Below are 21,327 nucleotides of genomic sequence, written 5' to 3'. Positions count from 1 at the left end.
TCTGCCTATGAATGAAAGTATCGAGAAGATTGTCGCAGCTCCGGACTTCGAACCAGGCCATGTCTGGCTGGCTGGCGCAGGCCCGGGCCATCCCCGCTATTTGACGCTGGAAGTGGCGGACGCGCTCTCCAAGGCAGACTGCATCGTCTACGATGCGCTCGTTTCGCAAGATGTGCTTGCGCTTGGCAGGCAGGCGGAATTGCTTTTCGCCGGCAAACGCGGCGGCAAACCGTCCGCAACGCAGGAGAACATAACCTCCTCCCTGATCGAACTGGCGCAGGCAGGCAAGCGCGTTCTGAGGCTGAAGGGCGGAGACCCGTTTATTTTCGGCCGCGGCGGTGAGGAAGCCGAAGCGCTCGTCAAGGCAGGTATTCCCTTCCGAGTGCTTCCCGGCATGACATCCGCACTGGCGGCCCTCGCATCGGCGCGGATCCCCGCCACCATGCGGGGGATCAGCCGATCTATCACCCTTGCGACGGGCCACGCGGCAGGCACGGAAGATGATCTGGATTGGGTCGCGCTCGCCCGATTGGGCGAACCGATTGTCATCTATATGGGATTGAAGATGATCGGTGATATCACGCGTCTGCTGATGGAGGGTGGTCTTTCGCCCGATACGCCGGCGGCGGTGGTGATGTCGGCCACCACGACCGAAGAGAAAACGCTGGTCGCGACGCTCGGCACCGTGGAAGAAGAGGTTCTGCGACAGAATTTTTCGGCCCCCGCGCTGATTGTCATCGGCGGCATCGTGTCCATGCGGGAAATCCTGACGCCGGGGAACACGCGATGACGGCCCGTGCACTTATCATCGGTGCGCCGCGCTCCGGTTCCGGCAAAACAAGCGTCACGATCGGCCTGTTGCGGGCTTTTGCCCGGCGGGGCGTAAAGGTGCGCGGCATCAAGACGGGACCCGACTACATCGATCCCGGTTTTCATGAGGCCGCGACCCATCTGCCCGGCCTTAACCTCGACAGCTGGGCGATGGCGCCGGACCTCTTGCGGCATCTGGCGCGAAAACAAGCCGAGGACGCGGAACTCATTCTGATCGAAAGCGCTATGGGCCTGTTCGACGGCATCGTCGGCGAGCCGAACCGCTCGGGTGCGGCTTCCGATCTCGCCCGGCTCTTCGGGCTGCCGACCCTGCTGGTCCTCGATGTGTCTGGCCAATCGCAGACCGCTGCCGTCATCGCCTATGGATTCGCCCATTACGATCCCGAAGTCCGGATCGCAGCCTGCATCCTGAACCGCGCCGGCAGCGAGCGCCACAAGAAACTGAGCGGCGAGGCAATCGAGGCGATCGGGCTGCCGGTCGTTGGGACCATCCTGCGCGACCCGACGCTGATCCTGCCCGAGCGGCATCTTGGGCTGGTTCAGGCGAACGAACATCCGGAAATGGATGCGCATATCGAACGCCTGGCCGATGCCATGGAAGCGTCTCTCGATCTCGACGCCATCTTCGCTGCGGCCAAGCCTTTCGACATACCGCCTGGAGCGCCGGAAAAGGCTTTGCCTCCTCCGGGTCATCGCATCGCACTGGCGCAGGATGCGGCCTTCACCTTTCTTTACCCGCACCTCCTGCACGGCTGGCGCGAGGCCGGAGCGGAACTCGTTCCCTTCTCGCCACTTGCCGACCAGGCGCCTTCCTCGGACTGCGATATATGCTGGTTGCCGGGAGGTTATCCGGAACTGCATGCCGGAAAACTGGCCGCCGCCGGCCATTTCAAGGCCGGGCTCACACGGTTTGCCGAGACGAAGCCCGTTCACGGCGAGTGCGGCGGCTATATGGTGCTCGGCGAAACGCTGGAGGATGCCGACGGCGTGACCCATGCCATGACCGGACTTCTATCGCATCGCACCAGCTTTGCGAGACGCAAGATGAACCTCGGCTACCGGCAAGCAAAACTCTGTGCCGACAGTCCTATCGGTCGGGCCGGCGAAACGGCCCGCGGCCATGAGTTCCACTATGCGAGCGTCGTTTCGCCGGGAACCGATAAGCCGCTTGCGATGATCGCCGATGGGACAGGCAAGGAAATCGGGCCATCGGGCGGGCGCCGCGGCCTCGTCAGCGGCACATTCTTCCACGCCATAGCGCGCGGCTGAGCACTCCTAACGGAGTGCAAACAAACGCAGGTTGCGGCATTTCTGGAATTGCGGCGCAAACCGTCGCATCGGTGGCACTTTATGTCGCATGGAATGCAGCGCATCATAACGATCCGAACCTTAATCCATGGAAAGACTTTGCCAGCGGACCAAAAGGGATCCGACGCGGTCGAACGGCAGACATCGGCCGCTATCGCGCTTAATCATTAGGATGGAAAGACCGGCGGCAACCGGAGCATTTCCCAGAATCGATGACGGGCAGATCCGAGCGGAAGAGGAAACCGCAGGATGAGCCTGAAGAAGGCATTTTCAACTCAACGATAAGGAACAGGGGAATGAGCGACTTTACCAAATATCTCGCCGGTCGCGTGACGGCAGGGGGCATGAACCGCCGCGAATTCATGGGCCGCGCCATGGCGGCCGGGCTGACGCTCACGGCGGCAAGCCAGCTCTTTGCTACAAGTGCCGAAGCTCAGACACCGAAAAAGGGCGGACATCTCAAACTTGGCTTGGAAGGTGCTGCGGCGACCGATTCCAAGGATCCCGCCAAGGCGCTTTCCCAGTTTATGTTCGTCGTCGGCCGCTGCTGGGGCGACATGCTGGTGGAATCCGAACCCCTGACCGGCAAACCTGTTGCTGCACTGGCCGAAAGCTGGGAACCCTCCCCCGACGCCGTCACCTGGACCTTCAAGATCCGCTCCGGTGTGAAGTTCCACAACGGCAAGACCCTGACAGTCGACGACGTCATTGCCACCCTCAAGCGGCATACGGACGAGAAGGCGGAATCCGGTGCGCTGGGCGTGATGAAATCCATCAAGGATATCAAGGCCGACGGCGGCAATCTCGTCCTCACGCTGACAGAAGGCAATGCCGACCTCCCGCTGCTGCTGACCGACTATCACCTGATCATTCAGCCGAACGGCGGCACCGACGATCCGAACGCCATGATCGGCACCGGGCCTTACAAGGTAGCGAGTTTTGAGCCGGGGGTTCGGGCCACCTTCGAAAAGAACAAGGACGACTGGCGCTCCGATCGCGGCTTTGTCGATTCCGTCGAAATCATTGCGATGAACGACGCCACGGCCCGTATCGCCGCGCTCTCTTCTGGACAGGTTCATTACATCAACCGCGTCGACCCGAAGACCGTAGCGCTCTTGAAGCGCGCTCCTACGGTAGAGGTTCTTTCCACATCCGGCCGCGGCCATTACGTCTTCATCATGCATTGCGACAAGGCGCCGTTTGACAACAACGATCTGCGGCTTGCGCTGAAATACGCCATGGACCGCGAAGGCATGGTCAAGACCGTCCTCGGTGGCTACGGCAAGGTCGGCAACGATTTTCCGATCAACAGCACCTATGCCCTTTTCCCGGAGGGAATCGAACAACGCGCCTATGACCCCGACAAGGCGGCGTTTCACTACAAGAAGTCCGGGCACAGCGGCTCTGTTCTGCTGCGTACGTCGGAGGTTGCCTTCCCGGGAGCCGTCGACGCCGCGGTGCTCTATCAGCAGAGCGCCAAGAAGGCCGGCATCAATGTCGAGGTGAAGCGCGAACCCGGCGACGGTTACTGGACGAATGTCTGGAACGTCCAGCCCTTCTCCACCTCCTATTGGGGCGGACGTCCGACCCAGGACCAGATGTATTCCACGGCCTATCTTTCCACCGCCGACTGGAATGACACGAAATTCAAGCGTCCGGAATTCGACAAGCTCCTTCTCGAGGCCCGCTCCGAGTTGGACGAAACGAAGCGCAAGGACATGTACCGCACCATGGCAATGACGGTGCGCGACGAGGGTGGCCTCATCCTGCCGATGTTCAACGACTTCGTGAACGCCGCCAGCAAGAAGGTGAAGGGCTACGTTCACGACATCGGCAACGACATGTCGAACGGCTATGTCGCGACCCGCGTCTGGCTGGACGCCTAGTTCTTCAAGACGGAATGCCGATTGACGGATCGCGGGCGCCTCGCGATCCTCCTTCCGTTTCAGAACGAGGCCTTCTGCCGATGTCCAATCCTACCGAAACAGAGAGCCTGCCCAGACAGCGTTTTCAAGAACGGTTTCCCCTTCTTGCTCTTGTCATCGAGCGCATACTGCTCTCTCTCCTGCTTCTCGTCGCCGTTTCGATGCTGATCTTCGGCGGCGTCGAAGCTTTGCCTGGCGATTTCGCCACGACCTATCTTGGGCAGTCGGCTACGCCGCAGGCGGTTGCAAACATCCGCGCCGAACTCGGTCTCGATCGCCCCGTCGTCACCCGCTATTTCGAATGGCTGGCCGGAGCGGTTCAAGGTGATTTCGGCACCTCTTGGGCGAGCAGGAATTCCGTCTCCGAACAAGTCGGCAATCGCCTCGGCAATTCATTGTTCCTTGCCGGCTTTGCAGCGGTAATCTCCGTGCCGCTCGCCGTCGGGCTCGGCATGTTGTCCGTGCACTTCCGCAACCGTATGCCGGACAAGATCATCAATGTCATATCCCTTGCGGCGATCTCGCTACCGGAATTCTTTATCGGCTACCTGCTGATCCTCTATTTCGCTGTCAATTTCGGTATCGCGACCTTTCCCGCCACCGTCTACGAGGGCATGGGCTTCATCGAGCGGCTCAAGGCGATCGCCCTACCGACTGCAACGCTGGTGCTGGTCGTTCTCGCCCACATGATGCGGATGACCCGCGCCGCAATTCTGTCGGTCATGTCCTCCGCCTATATGGAGACTGCGGAACTCAAAGGTCTTTCCGCTTTCCGGGCCATCGTCAAACATGCCGCCCCCAATGCTCTCGCACCGATTATCAACGTCGTGGCGCTCAACCTCGCCTACCTCGTCGTCGGCGTCGTCGTGGTGGAAGTGGTCTTCGTCTATCCAGGGATGGGCCAGTACATGGTCGACGCGGTGACGGTGCGCGACATACCGGTCGTCCAGGCTTGCGGGTTGATTTTCGCCGCCGTCTACATCTTCCTGAACATGCTGGCCGATATTCTTGCAATCATCGCCAATCCCCGTCTGAGGCATCCGCGATGAGATTGAGAGAAATCCCTATCACCGCCTGGGTCGGTATCATCGGCATCGCGCTCGCCTGTTTCTGCGCCGCCTTTGCACCGTTGATCGCTCCCTATGGGGAGACCGAGGTGGTCGGTGGCGTCTGGCAGGAGGCGGACGCCCAATTCTTCTTCGGCCTCGACAATCTCGGACGCGACATCCTCTCGCGACTGATCTACGGCGCCCGCACCACCCTTTCGGTTGCTCTCGCCGCGACGGTCATTTCTTTCTCGCTCGGAATTCTGCTAAGCTTCATCGCCGCCGTCTCGGGCGGGTTGATCGATACGGTCTTTTCCCGCTTCAACGACCTGATGATGTCGATCCCGACATTGATCTTCGCGCTGGTCGTGCTCGCCGTCCTGCCGCAGCATCTGATCGTGTTGATCCTCGTGATGGCGGTGCTCGATTCGACCCGCGTCTATCGACTCGGCCGTGCCGTGGCGCTCGACGTAGCAGTGATGGAGTTCGTGGAAGCAGCAAGACTGCGTGGCGAGGGCACCACCTGGATCATTTTCCGGGAAATCCTGCCCAATACGCTTTCTCCGCTGCTCGCTGAATTCGGTCTGCGCTTCGCCTTCTCCATTCTCTTCCTCTCCACGCTCTCCTTCCTCGGGCTCGGCATCCAGCCTCCCGCGGCGGACTGGGGCGGCATGGTAAAGGACAATAAGGACGGCATCATCTTCGGCATTTCGGCGGCTCTGGTGCCCGGGACGGCAATCGCCGCGCTCGCCATCTGCGTCAATCTCGTGGTCGACTGGCTGCTCAAACGAACTTCCAGCCTCAAGGGAGGCCGCGGCGATGCCTGAACTTCTGTCCGTCCGCAATCTCAAGATCGAGGCGACCAGCTATCCGCCCGGCGAGCCGCCCAAGCGCATCACCATCGTCGACGGGGTGTCCTTCGACCTCCAGAAAGGCAAGGTACTCGGCCTGATCGGCGAATCCGGGGCCGGCAAATCGACCATCGGCCTTTCCGCCCTCGCCTATGGCCGCGGCGGCGCCGAGATCACCGGCGGCGAAGTTTCGCTGAACGGAACGAACATCCTGGCATTAGGCAAGGCCGGCATTCGCAAGGTACGCGGCGCTCAGGTCTGTTATGTGGCCCAATCGGCCGCGGCAGCCTTCAACCCGGCACATCGCCTTGGCGATCAGGTGATCGAGGCGTCGGTCAAGCACGGACTGATGAGCAAGGACGAGGCCCGCAAGCGAGCCCTCTATCTCTTCCGCGTCCTCGGCCTGCCGCACCCGGAGACTTTTGGAGACCGTTTTCCGCATCAGGTTTCAGGCGGGCAGCTTCAGCGCGCCATGACGGCGATGGCGCTCTGCCCGAACCCGGAATTGATCGTGTTCGACGAACCGACGACCGCGCTCGACGTGACAACCCAGATCGACGTCCTGGCGGCAATCAAACATGCGATCGAGGAGACAAATACCGCCGCGCTTTACATCACCCATGATCTCGCCGTCGTGGCCCAGATTTCCGACGACATCATGGTACTTCGATATGGGAAGACGGTCGAATACGGTTCGGTGCAGCAGATCATCGAAGCACCGACACAGGATTATACCCGTGCGCTGGTGAACGTTCGCCAGACGGCGCGGCAAGAGGCGCCCGACCAGAGCCAGGCGCTGCTGAGGGTTGATAACGTCAGCGCCCAATATTCGAACGGCTTCAAGGTGCTGCACGGGGTGTCGCTGCATCTCTGCAAAGGTCAGACGCTGGCGATCGTCGGCGAATCCGGCTCCGGAAAGTCGACGCTGGCGCGCGTCATCACCGGCCTCCTGCCGCCAAGCGACGGAAGGATCACTTTCGAAGACAAGCCGCTGACGCCTGCACTCAAAAGCCGGTCACGCGATGAACTTCGCCGCATCCAGCTTATCTATCAGATGGCCGACACGGCGATGAACCCGCGCCAGACAGTGCGCGATATCATCGGTCGGCCGCTGACCTTTTACTATGGTCTGCGCGGTGCGGCAAAGACGGCGCGCGTCAAGGAACTGCTCGAGCAAATCGAGATGAGCAACGGCTTCATCGACCGTTATCCGGCAGAACTTTCAGGCGGTCAGAAGCAGCGTGTGGCGATCGCTCGGGCGCTCGCCGCAAAGCCGGAACTCATTCTCTGTGACGAGCCGACTTCCGCGCTCGATCCGTTGGTTGCAGAGGGTATCCTGAAACTGCTGATGAAGCTGCAGACGGAATCTCAGCTTTCCTATATCTTCATCACCCACGACATTGCGATCGTGAGGGCCATCGCCGATTCAGTTGCCGTCATGCATCGCGGCCGACTGGTGCGCTTCGGGCCCAAATCTCGAGCGCTTTCGCCGCCATTCGACGACTATACCGACCTGCTGCTGAAATCCGTCCCGGAGATGGAGATCGGTTGGCTTGAGCGGGTTCTGAGCACAAGACGCATGGCGAGCGCCGGAAACTGACTGTCTTTTTTGAAAGTGCATGCGACATGACCGAGCGCTCTTTCACCGTCATCGAAAACCATTGGATCACGCTGGGGGACGGGACGCGGCTTGCTGCCCGCATCTGGATGCCCGACGGCGCCGAAGCAGACCCGGTGCCTGCGGTCTTTGAATTCCTGCCCTATCGCAAGCACGACGGAACGAGTGCCCGAGACGAATCCACCTATCCGGCCTTCGCTGCGGCGGGCATTGCCGGAGTGCGCGTCGACATCCGCGGCTCAGGCGAGTCGGACGGTGTCATCGACGGCGAATATACCGAGCTTGAGTTGGCGAATGCCTGCGAACTGATCGCCTGGATCGCCGAACAGCCCTGGTCGAACGGCAATGTCGGGATGATGGGCATTTCCTGGGGTGGCTTCAACAGCCTGCAGGTGGCAGCGCTCCGCCCGCCGGCCTTGAAGGCAGTAATCTCGATCGCATCCACGACAGATCGATACAATGACGACATCCACTACAAGAATGGCTGCCATCTATCGGCGCAGCTCTCCTGGGCCGCAACCATGCTTGCCTATCAATCGCGTCCGCCGGACCCTGAACTTGCCGGCGAGCGCTGGCGCGAGATGTGGATGAAGCGGCTGGAAAACGAACCCTTTTTCCTGGAGGAATGGCTGACACATCAGCGTCGAGACGACTTCTGGCGCCACGGCTCGATCTCTGAAGATTACTCGGCAATCGAAATCCCGGTACTGGTGATCGCGGGCTGGGCAGATGGTTATCGCAACACGCCGCTCCTGGCCGTTGAGGGTCTCGGCAAGAAGGCCAAGGCATTGATCGGGCCTTGGGTGCACAAATATCCACATTTTGCCTGGCCGAAACCGCGCGCCGATTTCCTTGGCGAAGCGATCGCCTTCTGGAACCATTGGCTCCGCGGCGAGGAAAATGGCGTCGAGACCATTCCCCAGGTGCGCGCCTATCTTCTCGACGGGCCGAAGCCCGCGCTGCGCCGCGATTCGGATCCAGGGATCTGGATTTCCAAGGAGGTCTGGTCGAAGCCGGATATGCGTTGCTTTTATGTCGATCAATTCGGTACGCTGTTGGAGGGCATGCCGACCCCAAGCGCGGCGCATGAAATATATCTCAAGTCGCCTCTCGATACGGGTACGGCCTCCGGTGAATGGTTCACCCTCAAGCCCGATGCGGAGCTTGCAGGGGACCAGCGCGTCGACGATGCCGGCTCTCTCGTCTTGGAGACGATGCCGCTTTCCGAACCGCAGGCCTATCTGGGCCAACCGGTTCTGACCGTTGCGCTTCGTGCCGATGCGGAGCTTGCCAACCTCTGCGCTCGCGTGGTCGACATACATCCGGACGGCTCGGCGACACGGGTCTCCTTCGGTGTCATCAACCTCGCCCATCGTGATGGCAATGCCGAACCGAAACCGCTGACGCCGGGCGAGCCGGTATCGATCCGTCTGGCGCTTGACGCTTGCGGTTACCGCTTTGGAAAAGGGCACCGCATCCGGCTGTCGCTCTCGACGGCCTACTGGCCTACGATCCTCCCGCCTCCGGTAAACTCCGGACTGACCATCGACATCGCCTCACTCGGCCTCGCGCTGCCTATGCTTGGTGAACACGAGTCGTTCGAAATGAAGCAGCCCGGCAATCCCGATCCCCTGCCGAAATATATCGCCCATACGCCACCCGTTACGAGGCGCAGCGTAACCCGCGACCTCTCCGCCAACCGCACCGACTACCTCGTTCATGAGGATACCGGGCTTACCGAACGTCCCGGCACCGGGCTTTCGACGCGCCAGCTTCGCGAGGAACTGTGGTCGATCTCACCGGATGACCCGCTTTCCATGAAAGGCACCGCTATCTGGACATGCGATATGCAGCGGCCAGGCTGGTCGGTGCGGACAATTTCGATTTCGCGGATTTCCTGCACCGACAGGGACTGGCTGATCGGCGCATCCGTGACCGCCTATGAGGCCGAAAAACAGGTGTTCGAAAAGATATTCGAGAAGTCGATCCCGCGCGATCTCATGTAGCCAATCGCTTAACCGCTTCGCATACCGCATGAAAACCTTCGCGAGCGCCCTGGCTCATATGCCGGGCCCGCAGCCAGGCATGCACCATCTGCGGCTCTTCGCGTAAGCTGACCTCCACACCCACCCGCTTCAGTCGTTGTGCGTAAAGATATCCGTCGTCGCGAAGCGGATCGAAATGCGCGACGGTGATGTAAGCGGGCGGCAGACCAGCCAGATCATGTGCCAGCAGCGGATGAGCCACCGGCTCGTCCGACGGAGCTTTCAGGATCGCCCGGTAGTAGGCGACGTCCGCAGTCGTCAGCCCGGGCGCCTGCGCCATCTCCAGGTAAGAGCCGGAAACCAGGTCTCCGCCGAGGCTGGGGTAGATCAGCACCTGGCCGACAACGCCGGGAAGCCCTTCGTCGCGCGCCCGCAAAGCCAGGCTCGCCGCAAGGTTGCCGCCGGCGCTGTCGCCGATCAGGACGATCCTGTTTCCCTGTCCAAGAAGCTGTTTCAACACGCCGAAGCAGTCGTCCGTCTGGGCCGGCCAGAGATGTTCCGGTGCCAACCGGTAGTCCACTGCAACAAGTTCGGCGCCGGCATGTTCGGCAATCTCGGCGCAGATTGCATGATGGCTATCGAGCGATCCCACCACAAAGCCGCCGCCGTGCAGATAGAGCAATACGGTCTCGGTGCCTATCTTGGCCGGGCGATAGTGGCGGACCGGCACGAACAGCATCTCGTCCCGAAAGGTGAGGCCCTGCGGCAGGGGCTGGTCGAAACGGGCGCAAAGTGCGTCGTACCAGTCGCGCTGCTGCTGGATCGGAGCATTGACCGCATCCGCTGGATAGAAATCGTCGCAAATCCTCAGGAATTCCAGAATACCCGACTCTTCCGGGCGGGGTCCCGGCTTGGAAGCAGTGTCCATCATCATCAACAAACCTTCCGGTGCAGGATGGTGGAAGGTTAATGCGGCCGTGGGCGCTGAACAAGATCGGAATGCGCCCGAAATCCGCCAACCCGGGCGCGAATCCATCTTGCATGACCGGCACCAGCTTCTAGTCTGACCTTCATCGTCGCCGTTGTCTCTAACTGCAAGGTGCTTCTCGTGACGGATTTTTCGAAAACCCGCTCGTTCTTCTATCTGCCGGAGGGGACGACCTACCTGGACGGCAACTCCCTCGGCCCGCTGCCGCTGTCGGCCAGGGAGCGCGTCGACAGGCTGATGAGGGAGGAATGGGGCCAGCTTCTCATCAAGGGCTGGAACCAGGCAGGATGGATGACGATGCCGCGCCGCATCGGCGACCGCGTCGGCAAGCTGATTGGTGCCCCGCCAGGCACGGTCGTCATGGGCGACACATTGTCAATCAAGGTCTATCAGGCGCTTGCCTCGGCCCTCGAACTGGTGCCGGAACGCAAGGTGATCCTCTCCGACAGCGGGAACTTTCCCTCCGATCTTTACATGGCCCACGGGCTTTTAGGTTCACTTGGCAAAGGACACACGCTGAAGATCGTCGAACCCGAAGAGGTGGAAACTGCGATCGACGAGACAGTCGCCGTATTGATGCTGACCGAGGTGGATTATCGCACCGGGCGGCTGCACGATATGAAGGCGCTGACGAGGAAGGCCCATTCTCTCGGCGTCGTGACCCTCTGGGATCTCGCCCATTCCGCCGGCGCTCTGCCGGTGGATCTGGCTGCAGCCGAAGCGGACTTCGCTGTCGGCTGTACCTACAAATATCTGAATGGTGGCCCGGGCGCTCCGGCTTTCATCTATGTGGCGCCGCGCTATGCGGATAAGGTAAGGCCAGCCCTTTCCGGCTGGCTCGGGCATGAACAGCCCTTCGCTTTCGATCTCAGCTACCGGCCGGGCGGCGGCATCGATCGGATGCGCGTCGGCACGCCGCCGATCCTCGGTCTTGCCGCTCTCGATGCGGCGCTCGATGCCTGGGAGGATGTCGATATGCAGGATGTGCGCAGGCAATCGATCCGATTGTGCGACCTGTTTGTGACGGAGGTCGAACGGCGCTGCCCCGCGCTGGAACTCGCCTCGCCGCGGGACGGACAGAAACGCGGCAGCCAGATATCCTTCCTCCATCCCGAGGGCTACGCCATCATGCAGGCCCTGATCTCCCGCGGAGTCATCGGCGATTTCCGGGCCCCCAATGCAATCCGCTTCGGCTTCACGCCCCTTTACATCGGGGAAACCGATGTTCTGAAGGCGGTCGATGTTTTGGAAGACATCATGACCAACAGTATTTGGGATACCGCGGAATACAAACAGCGGGCCTTGGTCACCTGACCCTGCAGTTTCTGCTGAAAGCCAATCAAACCAGGAGTTCGGCCATGGAGATTGTTTACAAAGAAACAATCTCCATGTAAACAAACAGACGGGCGGGAGGAGATCGCCCACTTTGTCCTGGGAGGATTTTATGAAACACCGGTTTTTTGCTGGGATAGCGGCGATTGCCGTCATGTCCCTTCCCGTATTCGTCACCCCCGCGCTGGCCGACATAACGATCGGCGTCACGATCCCCACCACTGGCCCCGGCGCAGCGCTCGGCATCCCGCTGAAAAATTCGGTGGAGCTCTGGCCCAAGGAGATCGCCGGCGAAAAGCTCAAGGTGATCTTGCTGGACGATGCCGGCGACCCTTCGATCGCTACGACCAACGCCCGCCGGTTTGCCAATGACGACAAGGTCGACGTGATCATGGGTTCGGCGCTGACGCCGGCTGCGATCGGTGCGGCCGGCGTTGCCGCCGAAGTGGGCGTGCCGCATTTCGCCATTTCTCCGGTGCCGCCACCGGTCGCCAAGGGGAAATGGACCTTTGTCCTACCGCAGTATTCGAGCGTGCTCGCCAAGCGCATGTTCACGCGCATGAAGCAGGATGGCGTCAAGCGCGTATCCTTCATCGGCTTTGCGGATTCCTACGGCCAGCAATGGGTCGAAGAACTCAAGAACACCGGCAAGGAATACGGTCTGGAAGTCGTGGCCGACGAACGTTATGCCCGTGCCGATACTTCGGTTTCCGGTCAGGTTCTGAAAGCGATTGCCGCCAAGCCCGACGCCGTCTTCATCGGCGCTTCCGGCACCGGCGCGGCACTGCCGCAGATCGGCGTGCGCGAGCGTGGATTCACCGGTCCGGTCTACGTTGTCTCGGGCGCCGTGACCTTCGAATTCCTGCGCATTGCCGGCAAGGCGGTAGAAAACACGATCTTCTCTTCCGGCCCCGTCATGGTGGCGGAAGACCAGCCCGACGATTCGCCGACCAAGGCGGAAGGCCTGGCCTACCTCAAGGCCTATGAAGGCAAGTTCGGCCCCAATAGCCGCACACAGTTCGGCTCGCATGTCTGGGATGCCATGGTCATCCTCAAGAAGGCCGTGCCAGTCGCGCTGCAGAAGGCCAAGCCGGGCACCTCGGAATTTCGTGCAGCACTGCGCGATGCCATAGAATCGAGCGGTCCCTATAATGCGACCCATGGCGTGTTCCAGTTTACGCCGGAAGATCATTATGGCCTCGACCAGCGCGGCGCCGTGCTGCTGACCGCCAAGGACGGAAAGTTCCAGCTGCTGCCGGAGAAGAAGTAGGCCATTTGACCGCTGAACGGCCCATGTGACGGCTTTTCCTTCGTTGATACCGCAGGGAAAGCCACATGTCCTCCTCGTCATCCGGCCTTGATCCGGTATCTGGCGTACGAGATCCTGCGAGGCGAAGGCTCTCGCAAGGCATCGTTCGCGGCGCAGATCCGCCGTAGCAGATACCGGATCAATTCGGCATGAGGGGCTGGAAACCGTCAGCAGCAACAAACTGTATTTGCCGAATATGTTATCCGCCCTCGGCGGATCCTTCTTAAAAACTCCATTCCATCGCACAAGCGTGAGGGATGCATTTGGACGCGACGATTGCGACATTCCTGATCCAGGACGGCCTGACCAACGGCGCGGTTTACGCGCTGCTGGGACTTGCCATCGTCCTGGTCTTTTCGGTCACCCGCGTGATCTTCATTCCCCAGGGCGAGTTCGTTGCCTATGGCGCACTGACGCTTGCCACACTGGATGCCGGCAATGTGCCGGGAACGCCGAAGCTGCTCCTTTGCTTCGGCGCAGCTGCCTTTCTGCTCGACCTCTGGTCATGGCGGCGCGATCTCAAGGTCGACGCGCTCGCCCGAAATTTTGCGCTCAATCTCGGCTTGCCTCTGTTGATCTATGGCGCGGTGCTTTATCTGGCGCCGCTGCAGTTACCCTCCGTCATCCGCGCGCTGATGACCGTGTTGATCATCGCGCCCATGGGTCTTTACGTCTACCGTATAGCTTACCGGCCGCTTGCGGATGCATCGGTACTGGTGCTGCTGATCACGTCGGTAGGCGTTCACCTCGCCATGCTAGGTCTCGGGCTGATCTTCTTCGGCCCTGAAGGCTTGCGCGCTACGCCGCTGCATGACGGCAGTTTTACCATGGGGCCTCTGCTGGTGACGGCGCAGAGCGTGCTGATCTATTTCACGACCATCCTGATCATGGTCGCCCTCTATTTCTTCTTTGAAAAGACATTGCTCGGGAAGGCGCTGCGGGCGACGGCAGTCAACAGGCTCGGCGCCCGGCTCGTCGGCGTGCGCACACAGTTGACGGGCGTCACCGCTTTTGTGCTGGCAGCAATGATCGCCGCCGTATCGGGCGTCTTGATGGGACCGATCACCACGATCTACTACGACACCGGCTTCCTGATTGGTCTCAAGGGCTTCGTGGCCGCCATTCTCGGAGGCATGGGCAGCTTTCCGGTCACGGCCATTGCCGCAATCGGCGTCGGCATGGTCGAGTCGTTCGCGTCCTTTTTTGCCAGCAACTACAAGGAAATCATCGTGTTCGGCCTGATCGTTCCGGTGCTGATCTGGCTCTCCATCGATGCCGTCCACCATGAGGAGGAGTAAGCCATGATCGCCAACAAGCACCTCATGCCTGGCATCGCGGCCATCACAGTCCTCGCGGTTCTTCCCCTGCTGCCGGTTCCGCCATTCTGGATAACGCTCGCCAACAATGTCGGGCTAGCTTCACTAGTCGCCATAGGCCTTGTGCTGCTGACCGGCGTCGGCGGACTGACCTCCTTCGGCCAGGCGGCGTTCTGTGGGTTCGGCGCCTATACCACCGCCGTGCTGACCACCGCCCATGGTTTCTCGCCATGGATGACCCTACCGGTGTCGCTATTGATAGGCGCCGCCGTTGCCGTTCCGCTGGGACTGATGACGGTGCGCCTTTCGGGACATTACCTGCCGCTCGGCACCATCGCCTGGGGTCTCGCCATCTATTATCTCTTTGGGCGCATCGAAATGCTCGGTCGTTACGATGGCATCACCGGCATACCGCCGCTAAATATAGCTGGCTATCCGCTTCTCAGCGGCCAGTCGATTTTCTACGTCATCTGGATCTTTGTGATCCTTACCGCCATCGGCGCGCAGAACCTCCTCAATTCGCGAATCGGTCGTGGAATTCGTGCCTTGCGTGGCGGTGGTCAGGCCGCCGAGGCGTTCGGCGTCAACATCGAGCGCGCAAAGCTCATTGTCTTCATTTTCGCCGCTATTGTCGCAGCCCTTTCCGGCTGGCTTTATGCCCACATGCAGCGTTCGGTGAACTCCACGCCTTTCGGCCTCAACATGGGAATCGAATACATGCTGATGGCCGTGGTCGGCGGCTCCGGCTACATCTGGGGAGCGATCTTCGGTTCGGCGTTCGTGCTGATCGTCAAGGAGATCCTGCAGCGCGTCATGCCGGAGCTCGTCGGCAGCGGCATCAATGTGGAAATGGTCGTTTTCGGCATCCTTCTTGTCGCCATCCTGCAGCTTGCCCGCAATGGCCTCTGGCCCATGATAGCGCGCCTGATGCCCGCAAAAAGCCAGCGGTCAATTCCCACCTCGGTACGAAAACTTGCAAAGCGCACGCTTGCGCCGCCGGGTTCGCCGCTCATCAAGGTGGACAGGGCCCGCAAGGCCTTTGGCGGGCTGGTGGCGGTCAGCGACGTAAGTTTCGAGGTAAAGGCCGGGCAGATTGTCGGATTGATCGGCCCCAATGGCGCGGGTAAAAGCACGACCTTCAACTTGATCACCGGCATCGCCTCCCTCACCAGCGGTTCCGTCTCCTACCAGGGCCAGCCTTTGACCGGAAACAGTCCGCGCGAGATCGCCAAACATGGCATCGCGCGAACCTTCCAGCACGCCAAGATCCTGCCGGATATGTCGGTTCTGGAAAACGTTGCCCTCGGAGCGCATCTGCGTGGCTCCGCCGGGGTGTTCAGGAGTTTCCTTCGGCTCGACCGGGAGGAGGAGGCGACTTTGCTCGCCGAAGCAGCCTACCAGCTCGATCGCGTCGGCCTTAGCCAATACCGCGACCGGCCAGCCGGCGATCTGGCCCTCGGCCAGATCCGTATTCTCGAAATCGCTCGTGCACTTGCGGCCGATCCGACGATACTGCTGCTCGACGAGCCCGCGGCTGGCCTGCGGCACGGAGAAAAGCAGGAGCTTGCCACGCTTCTGAACAAATTGCGCCAGGAGGGCGTCAGCGTGCTCCTGGTCGAACACGATATGGGCTTCGTCATGGGCCTTGTCGATCATCTCGTCGTCCTTGATTTCGGCACACTGATTGCCGAGGGCCGGCCGGCGGACGTCCGCAGGCACCCAGCCGTGGTTGCCGCCTATCTCGGAGGCGTGGCATGAGCCGGAACCTGCTCGAATTGACCGATATCCATGTCTCGTATGGACATGCCGAGGTTCTGCATGGCATTTCGCTTGCCATGCGGCCCGGCAGCATCGTCACCGTGATCGGCGCGAATGGTGCCGGCAAGACGACGCTGCTGAATGCGGTCATGGGCGTTATCCCCTCAACCGGTGCGATCCTCTATGATGGAGTCCCGGTGCCGCGCTCTGTCGAGGCCCGCGTCGCTGCAGGCCTATGCCTTGTGCCGGAAAAGCGGGAGCTTTTTTCATCCATGACCGTCGAGGACAATATTGAACTCGGCGGCTTCCTGCGCAGCGCCTCTGAACGGGGAGAAACCCGTGAAGAGCTTTATGCACGCTTCCCTCGACTTGCCGAGCGACGCAAACAGCTGGCTGGTACGCTATCGGGTGGCGAGCGTCAGATGCTGGCGCTGGCGCGCGCGCTGATGAGCCGCCCGCGCCTGTTGCTGCTCGATGAGCCTAGCCTGGGTCTCGCGCCCAGAATCGTCGCCGACATCCTGAACATTGTTTCGGAACTACGAAAAACCGGAGTGGCCATCCTGCTGGTAGAGCAGAACGCGCGCGCAGCCCTGGAAATTGCCGATGAAGGCTATCTGGTGGAGCTCGGTGAAGTACGGCGTTCCGGTCCCGCAGCCGAATTGGCAGTCGATCCCGCGTTGATGGAAAGTTATCTTGGCGCGCATTCCTGAAACCTTGCCCGATCAATCGAAACTTTCGACGAATTTCTGGCGAAATTCGTCCATTCGATAAACCGGTGTATCCTTCGTGGGAAGCATGCCCGGTTGCCACTTCCAAGGGTCGATGCGTTTTAAGATCTCCGGGTTGCCGGTCACGAGATGAACAGGCACGTCGCGGGACGCACCCTCTCCGGTGATGATCGAGGCGGGCTGATGATCTCCGAGCAGGATAAAAAGCGTGTTCTCTCCATATCGAGCCATATAGGAGCCGAGGGTCTCAAGCGCATAGTCGATCGAGGCTGCATATTGCGAACGCACCCGCTCGGGATCTGCCCACACGACCGAGGCCGGATCGCCACTCTCCGCCTGGTCGTTGAAGATGGTCCCGTCACCTACTTTGTCCCAGTCGACCAGTGAAGGAATTGGCGTCCAGGGCGCATGACTGGAGATCAGCGCAATCTCCGCCATGAGAGGTCGATGTCCGGGTGATCGCTCCAGCTTCTCGAAGACCGCCAGCGTATATTGATCCGGCATCGTCACCCAATTGAAGGGTTTTCCCTTGTAGCCGAGGCCCGCGGCAGCATGAACGCGGTCATAGCCGAAATAGGCCGATTCCGGCCAGTCGAGCGTAATCGCCGGCATGACTGCGGCAGTTCGCCAACCCGATGCGCGAAAAAGACTGTTGAGGCTTCGCCGTTCGCTCGTGATCATCCGGTCATAACGAGACTGGTTATCAACCCACAGCCCCGAAAGAAGGGTGCCATGCGCGAGCCAGCTTAAACCTCCGACCGTAGGCGAGGTGAGCCAGCCGCTGCGCGCCTGTAATCCCGACGCTTGGACCTCGTGCTCGACCGCAGCGAGGCGATCATGGATCCGGAGGGCATATGACGGATCTTCGATGACGCTACGGCCGTAGGATTCGATAAAGACCAGCACGACGTCCATGCCGGACAACGCCGCAAAATGCGGGCCGGAGGAAACCGCATCACGACCCAGTTCGGCCTCGAAACGATCAAGGTCGGCATTGGACTCCCTTATCATGTCGATCCGGTTGACGATGTAGGGGAAGGTCGGCGCGTCGACGCCGAGATTGCGGCGGTTATCATCCTGTACAGCAAACAGCGTCAGGCCGACGAGCAAAAGGACGCCGCTTCCGATTGCTAATCGCCGCCGCGTTTGGCTTGAAAGATTACGGAAGCCGCCGAGCGACCAGTAGAGCAGGGCAACAACCAGAAGCCAAGCAAGCAGACCGGCGCAGATGATTCCGACGGCCTCCCTGGCCCCCACCGCACCGCTCAGGAGATTCCATCCGTCGGTTAGGATCTTGACGTCCAGATACGGGTTGAACGGCCGCTGGAAGGCAATGCCGGTGCCAAGGTCCGCCAATTTGAGAAGCAGCATTGCGCCAGCGAGCAAAGTGGCTGACCAGCGCAGGAGGGCCAAAAACCGGCCACTCATCGTTGACGCCAGGAATGCAAGCCCCGCGACTTCGAGTGGAAATCTTACGTCAGAAAGGTCCACGAGGGACTGCGGATTGGATGGAAGCGCCAGGATCAGAGCGACCAACAACAACGAAATCGTGATCCGAAGAGTGGAAAACCGGTTTACAGCGGGACGCGTATGATACTGTGGAAGAACGTTGCGACCTCGCGCGCGAAAAGGCCGGTATTCATTCATGCGTCCCTCTCTCCGTCATTGTTGCACGCTATGCGTCTATTGAAGTTTATCGGCATTATAGCGGCTATGGCACTTCTCGTTGCCGTGATCTGGCGTTCCGATCCACGACGAATAGCAGCAGATCTGTCATCGGCCAGCCTTGTTCATGTTATAGCAGGGCTCATTCTGGTCCAGGTTCAGATCGTGCTTTCCGCTTTGCGTTGGCGCTTTACGGCGGCGAGGCTTGGGCAAGGCCTGGATCGAGGCCGGGCAATCGGCGAATATTACCTGGGAACGCTGCTCAACCAGCTTCTTCCGGGCGGCGTGGCAGGCGATACCTTGCGAGCCTTCCGTAACCGCGCCGGAATAAAAGAGGGTTGGAAGGTTCCGGCCCAGGCGGTAATCCTGGAGCGGGTAGCCGGTCAGGGCATATTCTTTCTCATTGCGGCATTCGGAATTTTGATCTGGCCCCTTCTCGACGGCGGAATGATCCCGGAAAATCTGCGCACTCCATTTCAAGGTTTCGCATTGTTCGTCGCCGCTGGGGCGGTGGCTGTCCTCATTGTTTTTCGCTATCCGCCACGAAGGATCGCGCCATACACGAAAGAGCTCCATACAGCCTTTGCCCAGGTCTTCCTGCAGGAGCGAGCGTGGTTGTTGCAGACGGCGTTGAGCATTGCGATCGTCGGAAGCTACATTGCCATGTTTATGGTCGCGTCAGCAGCTGTCGGCGCACCGCTGCCGGCGCTTGCAGCCGTGACCGCCATTCCACTGGGCCTGTTGACGATGTTGATACCGGCCACGATCGCCGGATGGGGAGCCCGTGAAACGGCCGCAGCGTCGCTTTGGCCCCTCTTCGGTTACACGGCCTCGGACGGAGTTGCCGCCAGCATCCTCTACGGCCTCCTGGCACTGGCGGGAGCCACGCCCGGTCTCATTGTCTTGATTTCAGCGGCGCTCGGCAAAAAGCGGGCCTGAATCATCCCCCTTCAAGCCGTGCATAGATATCGCCGGACGAATTATCTTTGGTCAGCCGGGATAGCTCGATCAACATGTCGTCGGCAGACATCCATTCGCAACGCACGAAATGATGTCGCTCTCCTTCGACGCGATTGAAAAGATATGGCCCAAGTCTCCGCAGATGGCCGATCGCCTCTTCGGCGATCTCCATGGTGGCGGGAATATATTCGAAGGCGACAAGCGGCACCGGATGATGCAAGCCGGCTATGATATCGGCTTCTGCACCCTCCACGTCGATTTTGCAGAAACGCGGAAGGCCAAACTCTGCGATCAATGCGTCCAGTGTAGTCATTTCGACGCGCTCGACCCGATCCCAGGTGACGTTGCGAAAGCCTGCGGTCTTGCCAACCTTCGAAATCCAGGCGGACGAAATGCTGGTTACGGTGGGATGCATCCGTGAAATATGCAGATCGACGCTTCCCGCCTCCTTCCCTACGGCCTTACGCAGCAGGATAAGGTCTTCGCCGGCAAAAGTCCTTTGGACGAAATCGGCAAATATCGGCTGCGGCTCGAGCGCGACCACTTTGGCGCGGAGCGAAAGCAACGTTCGGCTACGGCTGCCGGCATGCGCACCGATATCGAACACCAAGTCGCCCGGCCTGATGAAGTCTGCATAAAAGCGTCGGAGCGCCGAACGGCGCCAGGGCTGGCCGTAGTAGATGAGCAACGAGCGGACAAACCCGAGGGAAGCCGCGAAATCAGCCCGCATGGCCGCGCCCGTTCCTGTTCAGCAGAAACGCCACATCGACACCGAAGGAGTAGGTGAGCGCGCCAAGTGCCCCTGCAGCAAGCAGGCCGGACACTGGCGGCGCCACCACCGGAAAGAGGAGCAGGCAGAGCGTTATTCCTTGCACGACGCAGATTGCTTGACGTCGGGTGGAAGGCGGCAAATCCCCACGAAGCCCAGGAAGGAGCACCTGGGCGCCAACATAGCCGTAACGCATCAGGCCGATCAGCAGCACCCAGGCCCCGGCCTTGTCCAACAGGAAGGCGGCCAGAGACAGGAAGAAGATGAGCAGAGCATCGATCTCCATGTCGAAACGCGCACCGAAAGGCGAAACCGTGCGGCCTCTGCGTGCGAAATAGCCGTCTATCCCGTCCAGGCCAAGGACGATCGAAACCACCACTCCGGTAAGGTACAACGTCTCCGGATGATGGCCGAACCCGCTTGAGGCCAGCAACAACCCACCCAGAACGGCCGTGACCGCGCCGCGGATCGTCGTAATGACATTGGCGAAGCCGAACCGACTGTGCCCATGCGCCTCGAGGTTACCAAGTGAAACCGCCGAGATTGCCGCATAAATGGCAAAGGCGGTGCTGATCGCCGGAGTATCAAGCCCCAGACGGTCGCCGAAAAAATACATGCTTGCCAAAAGAACCACCCCGACGGCCAAAGTGGCCGCAGCGGCATCGATAAACAGCGAGCGGCGGGCATTGCGGGCCAACATTTCGTCCGGACGATGGGCACCGGTCCACTCAGCCATCGCAACGACTCTTCAAGAAGGTTTCCCAACCCAAAAAGTCGAGGACAAGCGTGACGCCGCCCACCTTCTCCGAAAGACTATGTGAAAAATTCATGACAAGCTCCTCATGAGCAAGATGGGGAGATTTACGACGAACCGCCAAGGCTGGATTTTGAAAGCCCTGTCAAATAAACGTGATACGGCGCTTACCCTCTCGCGGAAA

At 60.4% G+C, this 21,327-nt stretch carries 17 protein-coding genes; 13 read left to right on the top strand and 4 right to left on the bottom strand.

All coding sequences use genetic code 11. The features are described from left to right. Nucleotides 1–7: 7 nt before the first annotated feature. From cobA to EDE09_RS14220, 7 genes are all read left to right on the top strand, one after another. Nucleotides 8–790: a uroporphyrinogen-III C-methyltransferase gene (gene cobA, locus EDE09_RS14250; RefSeq protein ID WP_105372260.1), complete on the top strand. Its 783-nt coding sequence runs from the start codon at nucleotides 8–10 to the stop codon at nucleotides 788–790. Beyond that, the gene (locus EDE09_RS14245) at nucleotides 787–2,100 is read left to right on the top strand and encodes a cobyrinate a,c-diamide synthase (RefSeq protein ID WP_132411131.1); all 1,314 of its coding nucleotides are present in this window, start codon (nucleotides 787–789) and stop codon (nucleotides 2,098–2,100) included. Before cobA ends, EDE09_RS14245 begins: the two co-directional genes overlap by 4 nt. Before the next feature lie 335 nt (nucleotides 2,101–2,435). After that, a complete protein-coding gene (locus tag EDE09_RS14240) occupies nucleotides 2,436–4,025 on the top strand; it encodes an ABC transporter substrate-binding protein (protein ID WP_132411129.1) in 1,590 nt (529 codons plus the stop codon). Nucleotides 4,026–4,105: 80 nt separating this feature from the next. Continuing rightward, nucleotides 4,106–5,113, top strand: coding sequence for an ABC transporter permease (locus EDE09_RS14235; protein WP_132411127.1), 1,008 nt, complete (start codon nucleotides 4,106–4,108; stop codon nucleotides 5,111–5,113). Continuing rightward, nucleotides 5,110–5,937, top strand: a complete 828-nt coding sequence (locus EDE09_RS14230; RefSeq protein ID WP_132411125.1) for an ABC transporter permease — start codon at nucleotides 5,110–5,112, stop codon at nucleotides 5,935–5,937. The genes EDE09_RS14235 and EDE09_RS14230 overlap by 4 nt, the downstream gene beginning before the upstream one ends. Further along, on the top strand, nucleotides 5,930–7,561 hold the full coding sequence (locus EDE09_RS14225) for an ABC transporter ATP-binding protein (protein WP_132411123.1): 1,632 nt from the start codon (nucleotides 5,930–5,932) through the stop codon (nucleotides 7,559–7,561). The genes EDE09_RS14230 and EDE09_RS14225 overlap by 8 nt, the downstream gene beginning before the upstream one ends. 26 nt (nucleotides 7,562–7,587) lie before the next feature. Further along, on the top strand, nucleotides 7,588–9,585 hold the full coding sequence (locus tag EDE09_RS14220) for a CocE/NonD family hydrolase (protein WP_132411121.1): 1,998 nt from the start codon (nucleotides 7,588–7,590) through the stop codon (nucleotides 9,583–9,585). Here the strand turns inward: EDE09_RS14220 and EDE09_RS14215 are convergent. Next, complete coding sequence (locus EDE09_RS14215; RefSeq protein WP_245505140.1) at nucleotides 9,578–10,498, bottom strand: alpha/beta hydrolase; 921 nt, start codon at nucleotides 10,496–10,498, stop codon at nucleotides 9,578–9,580. The genes EDE09_RS14220 and EDE09_RS14215 overlap by 8 nt on opposite strands. A 174-nt stretch (nucleotides 10,499–10,672) precedes the next feature. Between EDE09_RS14215 and kynU the strand changes: the two genes are divergently transcribed. The 5 genes from kynU to EDE09_RS14190 all read left to right on the top strand — a co-directional run bounded on the left by kynU (nucleotide 10,673) and on the right by EDE09_RS14190 (nucleotide 16,977). Beyond that, the gene (kynU, locus tag EDE09_RS14210) at nucleotides 10,673–11,866 is read left to right on the top strand and encodes a kynureninase (RefSeq protein ID WP_132411119.1); all 1,194 of its coding nucleotides are present in this window, start codon (nucleotides 10,673–10,675) and stop codon (nucleotides 11,864–11,866) included. 172 nt (nucleotides 11,867–12,038) lie between these two features. Next, nucleotides 12,039–13,154 (top strand): ABC transporter substrate-binding protein, encoded by a 1,116-nt coding sequence (locus tag EDE09_RS14205; protein WP_105372263.1) that lies wholly within the window; start codon nucleotides 12,039–12,041, stop codon nucleotides 13,152–13,154. 302 nt (nucleotides 13,155–13,456) lie between these two features. Further along, nucleotides 13,457–14,491, top strand: a complete 1,035-nt coding sequence (locus EDE09_RS14200; protein ID WP_132411117.1) for a branched-chain amino acid ABC transporter permease — start codon at nucleotides 13,457–13,459, stop codon at nucleotides 14,489–14,491. Nucleotides 14,492–14,494: 3 nt separating this feature from the next. Next, nucleotides 14,495–16,267: a branched-chain amino acid ABC transporter ATP-binding protein/permease gene (locus EDE09_RS14195; protein WP_132411115.1), complete on the top strand. Its 1,773-nt coding sequence runs from the start codon at nucleotides 14,495–14,497 to the stop codon at nucleotides 16,265–16,267. Beyond that, nucleotides 16,264–16,977, top strand: coding sequence for an ABC transporter ATP-binding protein (locus EDE09_RS14190; protein WP_105372123.1), 714 nt, complete (start codon nucleotides 16,264–16,266; stop codon nucleotides 16,975–16,977). The genes EDE09_RS14195 and EDE09_RS14190 overlap by 4 nt, the downstream gene beginning before the upstream one ends. Nucleotides 16,978–16,989: 12 nt before the next feature. On the opposite strand, the gene EDE09_RS14185 is transcribed toward EDE09_RS14190, so the two are convergent. Further along, nucleotides 16,990–18,423 carry a sulfatase-like hydrolase/transferase gene (locus EDE09_RS14185; protein WP_207914844.1) on the bottom strand — a complete coding sequence of 478 codons (1,434 nt, stop codon included), beginning with the start codon at nucleotides 18,421–18,423 and terminating at the stop codon, nucleotides 16,990–16,992. 285 nt (nucleotides 18,424–18,708) lie between these two features. On the opposite strand from EDE09_RS14185, the gene EDE09_RS14180 reads away from it, so the two are divergent. Continuing rightward, complete coding sequence (locus tag EDE09_RS14180; RefSeq protein ID WP_132411114.1) at nucleotides 18,709–19,599, top strand: lysylphosphatidylglycerol synthase transmembrane domain-containing protein; 891 nt, start codon at nucleotides 18,709–18,711, stop codon at nucleotides 19,597–19,599. A 1-nt stretch (nucleotide 19,600) separates the two neighbouring features. Here EDE09_RS14180 and EDE09_RS14175 read toward each other — a convergent pair whose 3' ends face one another. Continuing rightward, complete coding sequence (locus EDE09_RS14175) at nucleotides 19,601–20,350, bottom strand: FkbM family methyltransferase (RefSeq protein WP_132411112.1); 750 nt, start codon at nucleotides 20,348–20,350, stop codon at nucleotides 19,601–19,603. Next, the gene (locus EDE09_RS14170; protein ID WP_132411110.1) at nucleotides 20,340–21,125 is read right to left on the bottom strand and encodes a CDP-alcohol phosphatidyltransferase family protein; all 786 of its coding nucleotides are present in this window, start codon (nucleotides 21,123–21,125) and stop codon (nucleotides 20,340–20,342) included. The genes EDE09_RS14175 and EDE09_RS14170 overlap by 11 nt, the downstream gene beginning before the upstream one ends. Nucleotides 21,126–21,327: the final 202 nt, after the last annotated feature.

The sequence above is a fragment of the Neorhizobium sp. S3-V5DH genome (assembly GCF_004343065.1).
GTDB classification, from domain to species: Bacteria; Pseudomonadota; Alphaproteobacteria; order Rhizobiales; family Rhizobiaceae; genus Neorhizobium; species Neorhizobium huautlense.
Note: the sequence above shows the minus strand (reverse complement) of the source record. Positions and strands in the feature narration are given on the sequence as shown.

Excerpts from the sequence above, each read along its gene's own strand:
- cobA (WP_105372260.1), top strand. The coding sequence starts at position 8 with ATGAATGAAAGTATCGAGAAGATTGTCGCAGCTCCGGACTTCGAACCA.
- EDE09_RS14245 (WP_132411131.1), top strand. The coding sequence starts at position 787 with ATGACGGCCCGTGCACTTATCATCGGTGCGCCGCGCTCCGGTTCCGGC.
- EDE09_RS14240 (WP_132411129.1), top strand. The coding sequence starts at position 2,436 with ATGAGCGACTTTACCAAATATCTCGCCGGTCGCGTGACGGCAGGGGGC.
- EDE09_RS14235 (WP_132411127.1), top strand. The coding sequence starts at position 4,106 with ATGTCCAATCCTACCGAAACAGAGAGCCTGCCCAGACAGCGTTTTCAA.
- EDE09_RS14230 (WP_132411125.1), top strand. The coding sequence starts at position 5,110 with ATGAGATTGAGAGAAATCCCTATCACCGCCTGGGTCGGTATCATCGGC.
- EDE09_RS14225 (WP_132411123.1), top strand. The coding sequence starts at position 5,930 with ATGCCTGAACTTCTGTCCGTCCGCAATCTCAAGATCGAGGCGACCAGC.
- EDE09_RS14220 (WP_132411121.1), top strand. The coding sequence starts at position 7,588 with ATGACCGAGCGCTCTTTCACCGTCATCGAAAACCATTGGATCACGCTG.
- EDE09_RS14215 (WP_245505140.1), bottom strand. The coding sequence starts at position 10,498 with ATGATGATGGACACTGCTTCCAAGCCGGGACCCCGCCCGGAAGAGTCG.
- EDE09_RS14205 (WP_105372263.1), top strand. The coding sequence starts at position 12,039 with ATGTCCCTTCCCGTATTCGTCACCCCCGCGCTGGCCGACATAACGATC.
- EDE09_RS14195 (WP_132411115.1), top strand. The coding sequence starts at position 14,495 with ATGATCGCCAACAAGCACCTCATGCCTGGCATCGCGGCCATCACAGTC.
- EDE09_RS14190 (WP_105372123.1), top strand. The coding sequence starts at position 16,264 with ATGAGCCGGAACCTGCTCGAATTGACCGATATCCATGTCTCGTATGGA.
- EDE09_RS14185 (WP_207914844.1), bottom strand. The coding sequence starts at position 18,423 with ATGAGTGGCCGGTTTTTGGCCCTCCTGCGCTGGTCAGCCACTTTGCTC.
- EDE09_RS14180 (WP_132411114.1), top strand. The coding sequence starts at position 18,709 with ATGGCACTTCTCGTTGCCGTGATCTGGCGTTCCGATCCACGACGAATA.
- EDE09_RS14175 (WP_132411112.1), bottom strand. The coding sequence starts at position 20,350 with ATGCGGGCTGATTTCGCGGCTTCCCTCGGGTTTGTCCGCTCGTTGCTC.
- EDE09_RS14170 (WP_132411110.1), bottom strand. The coding sequence starts at position 21,125 with ATGGCTGAGTGGACCGGTGCCCATCGTCCGGACGAAATGTTGGCCCGC.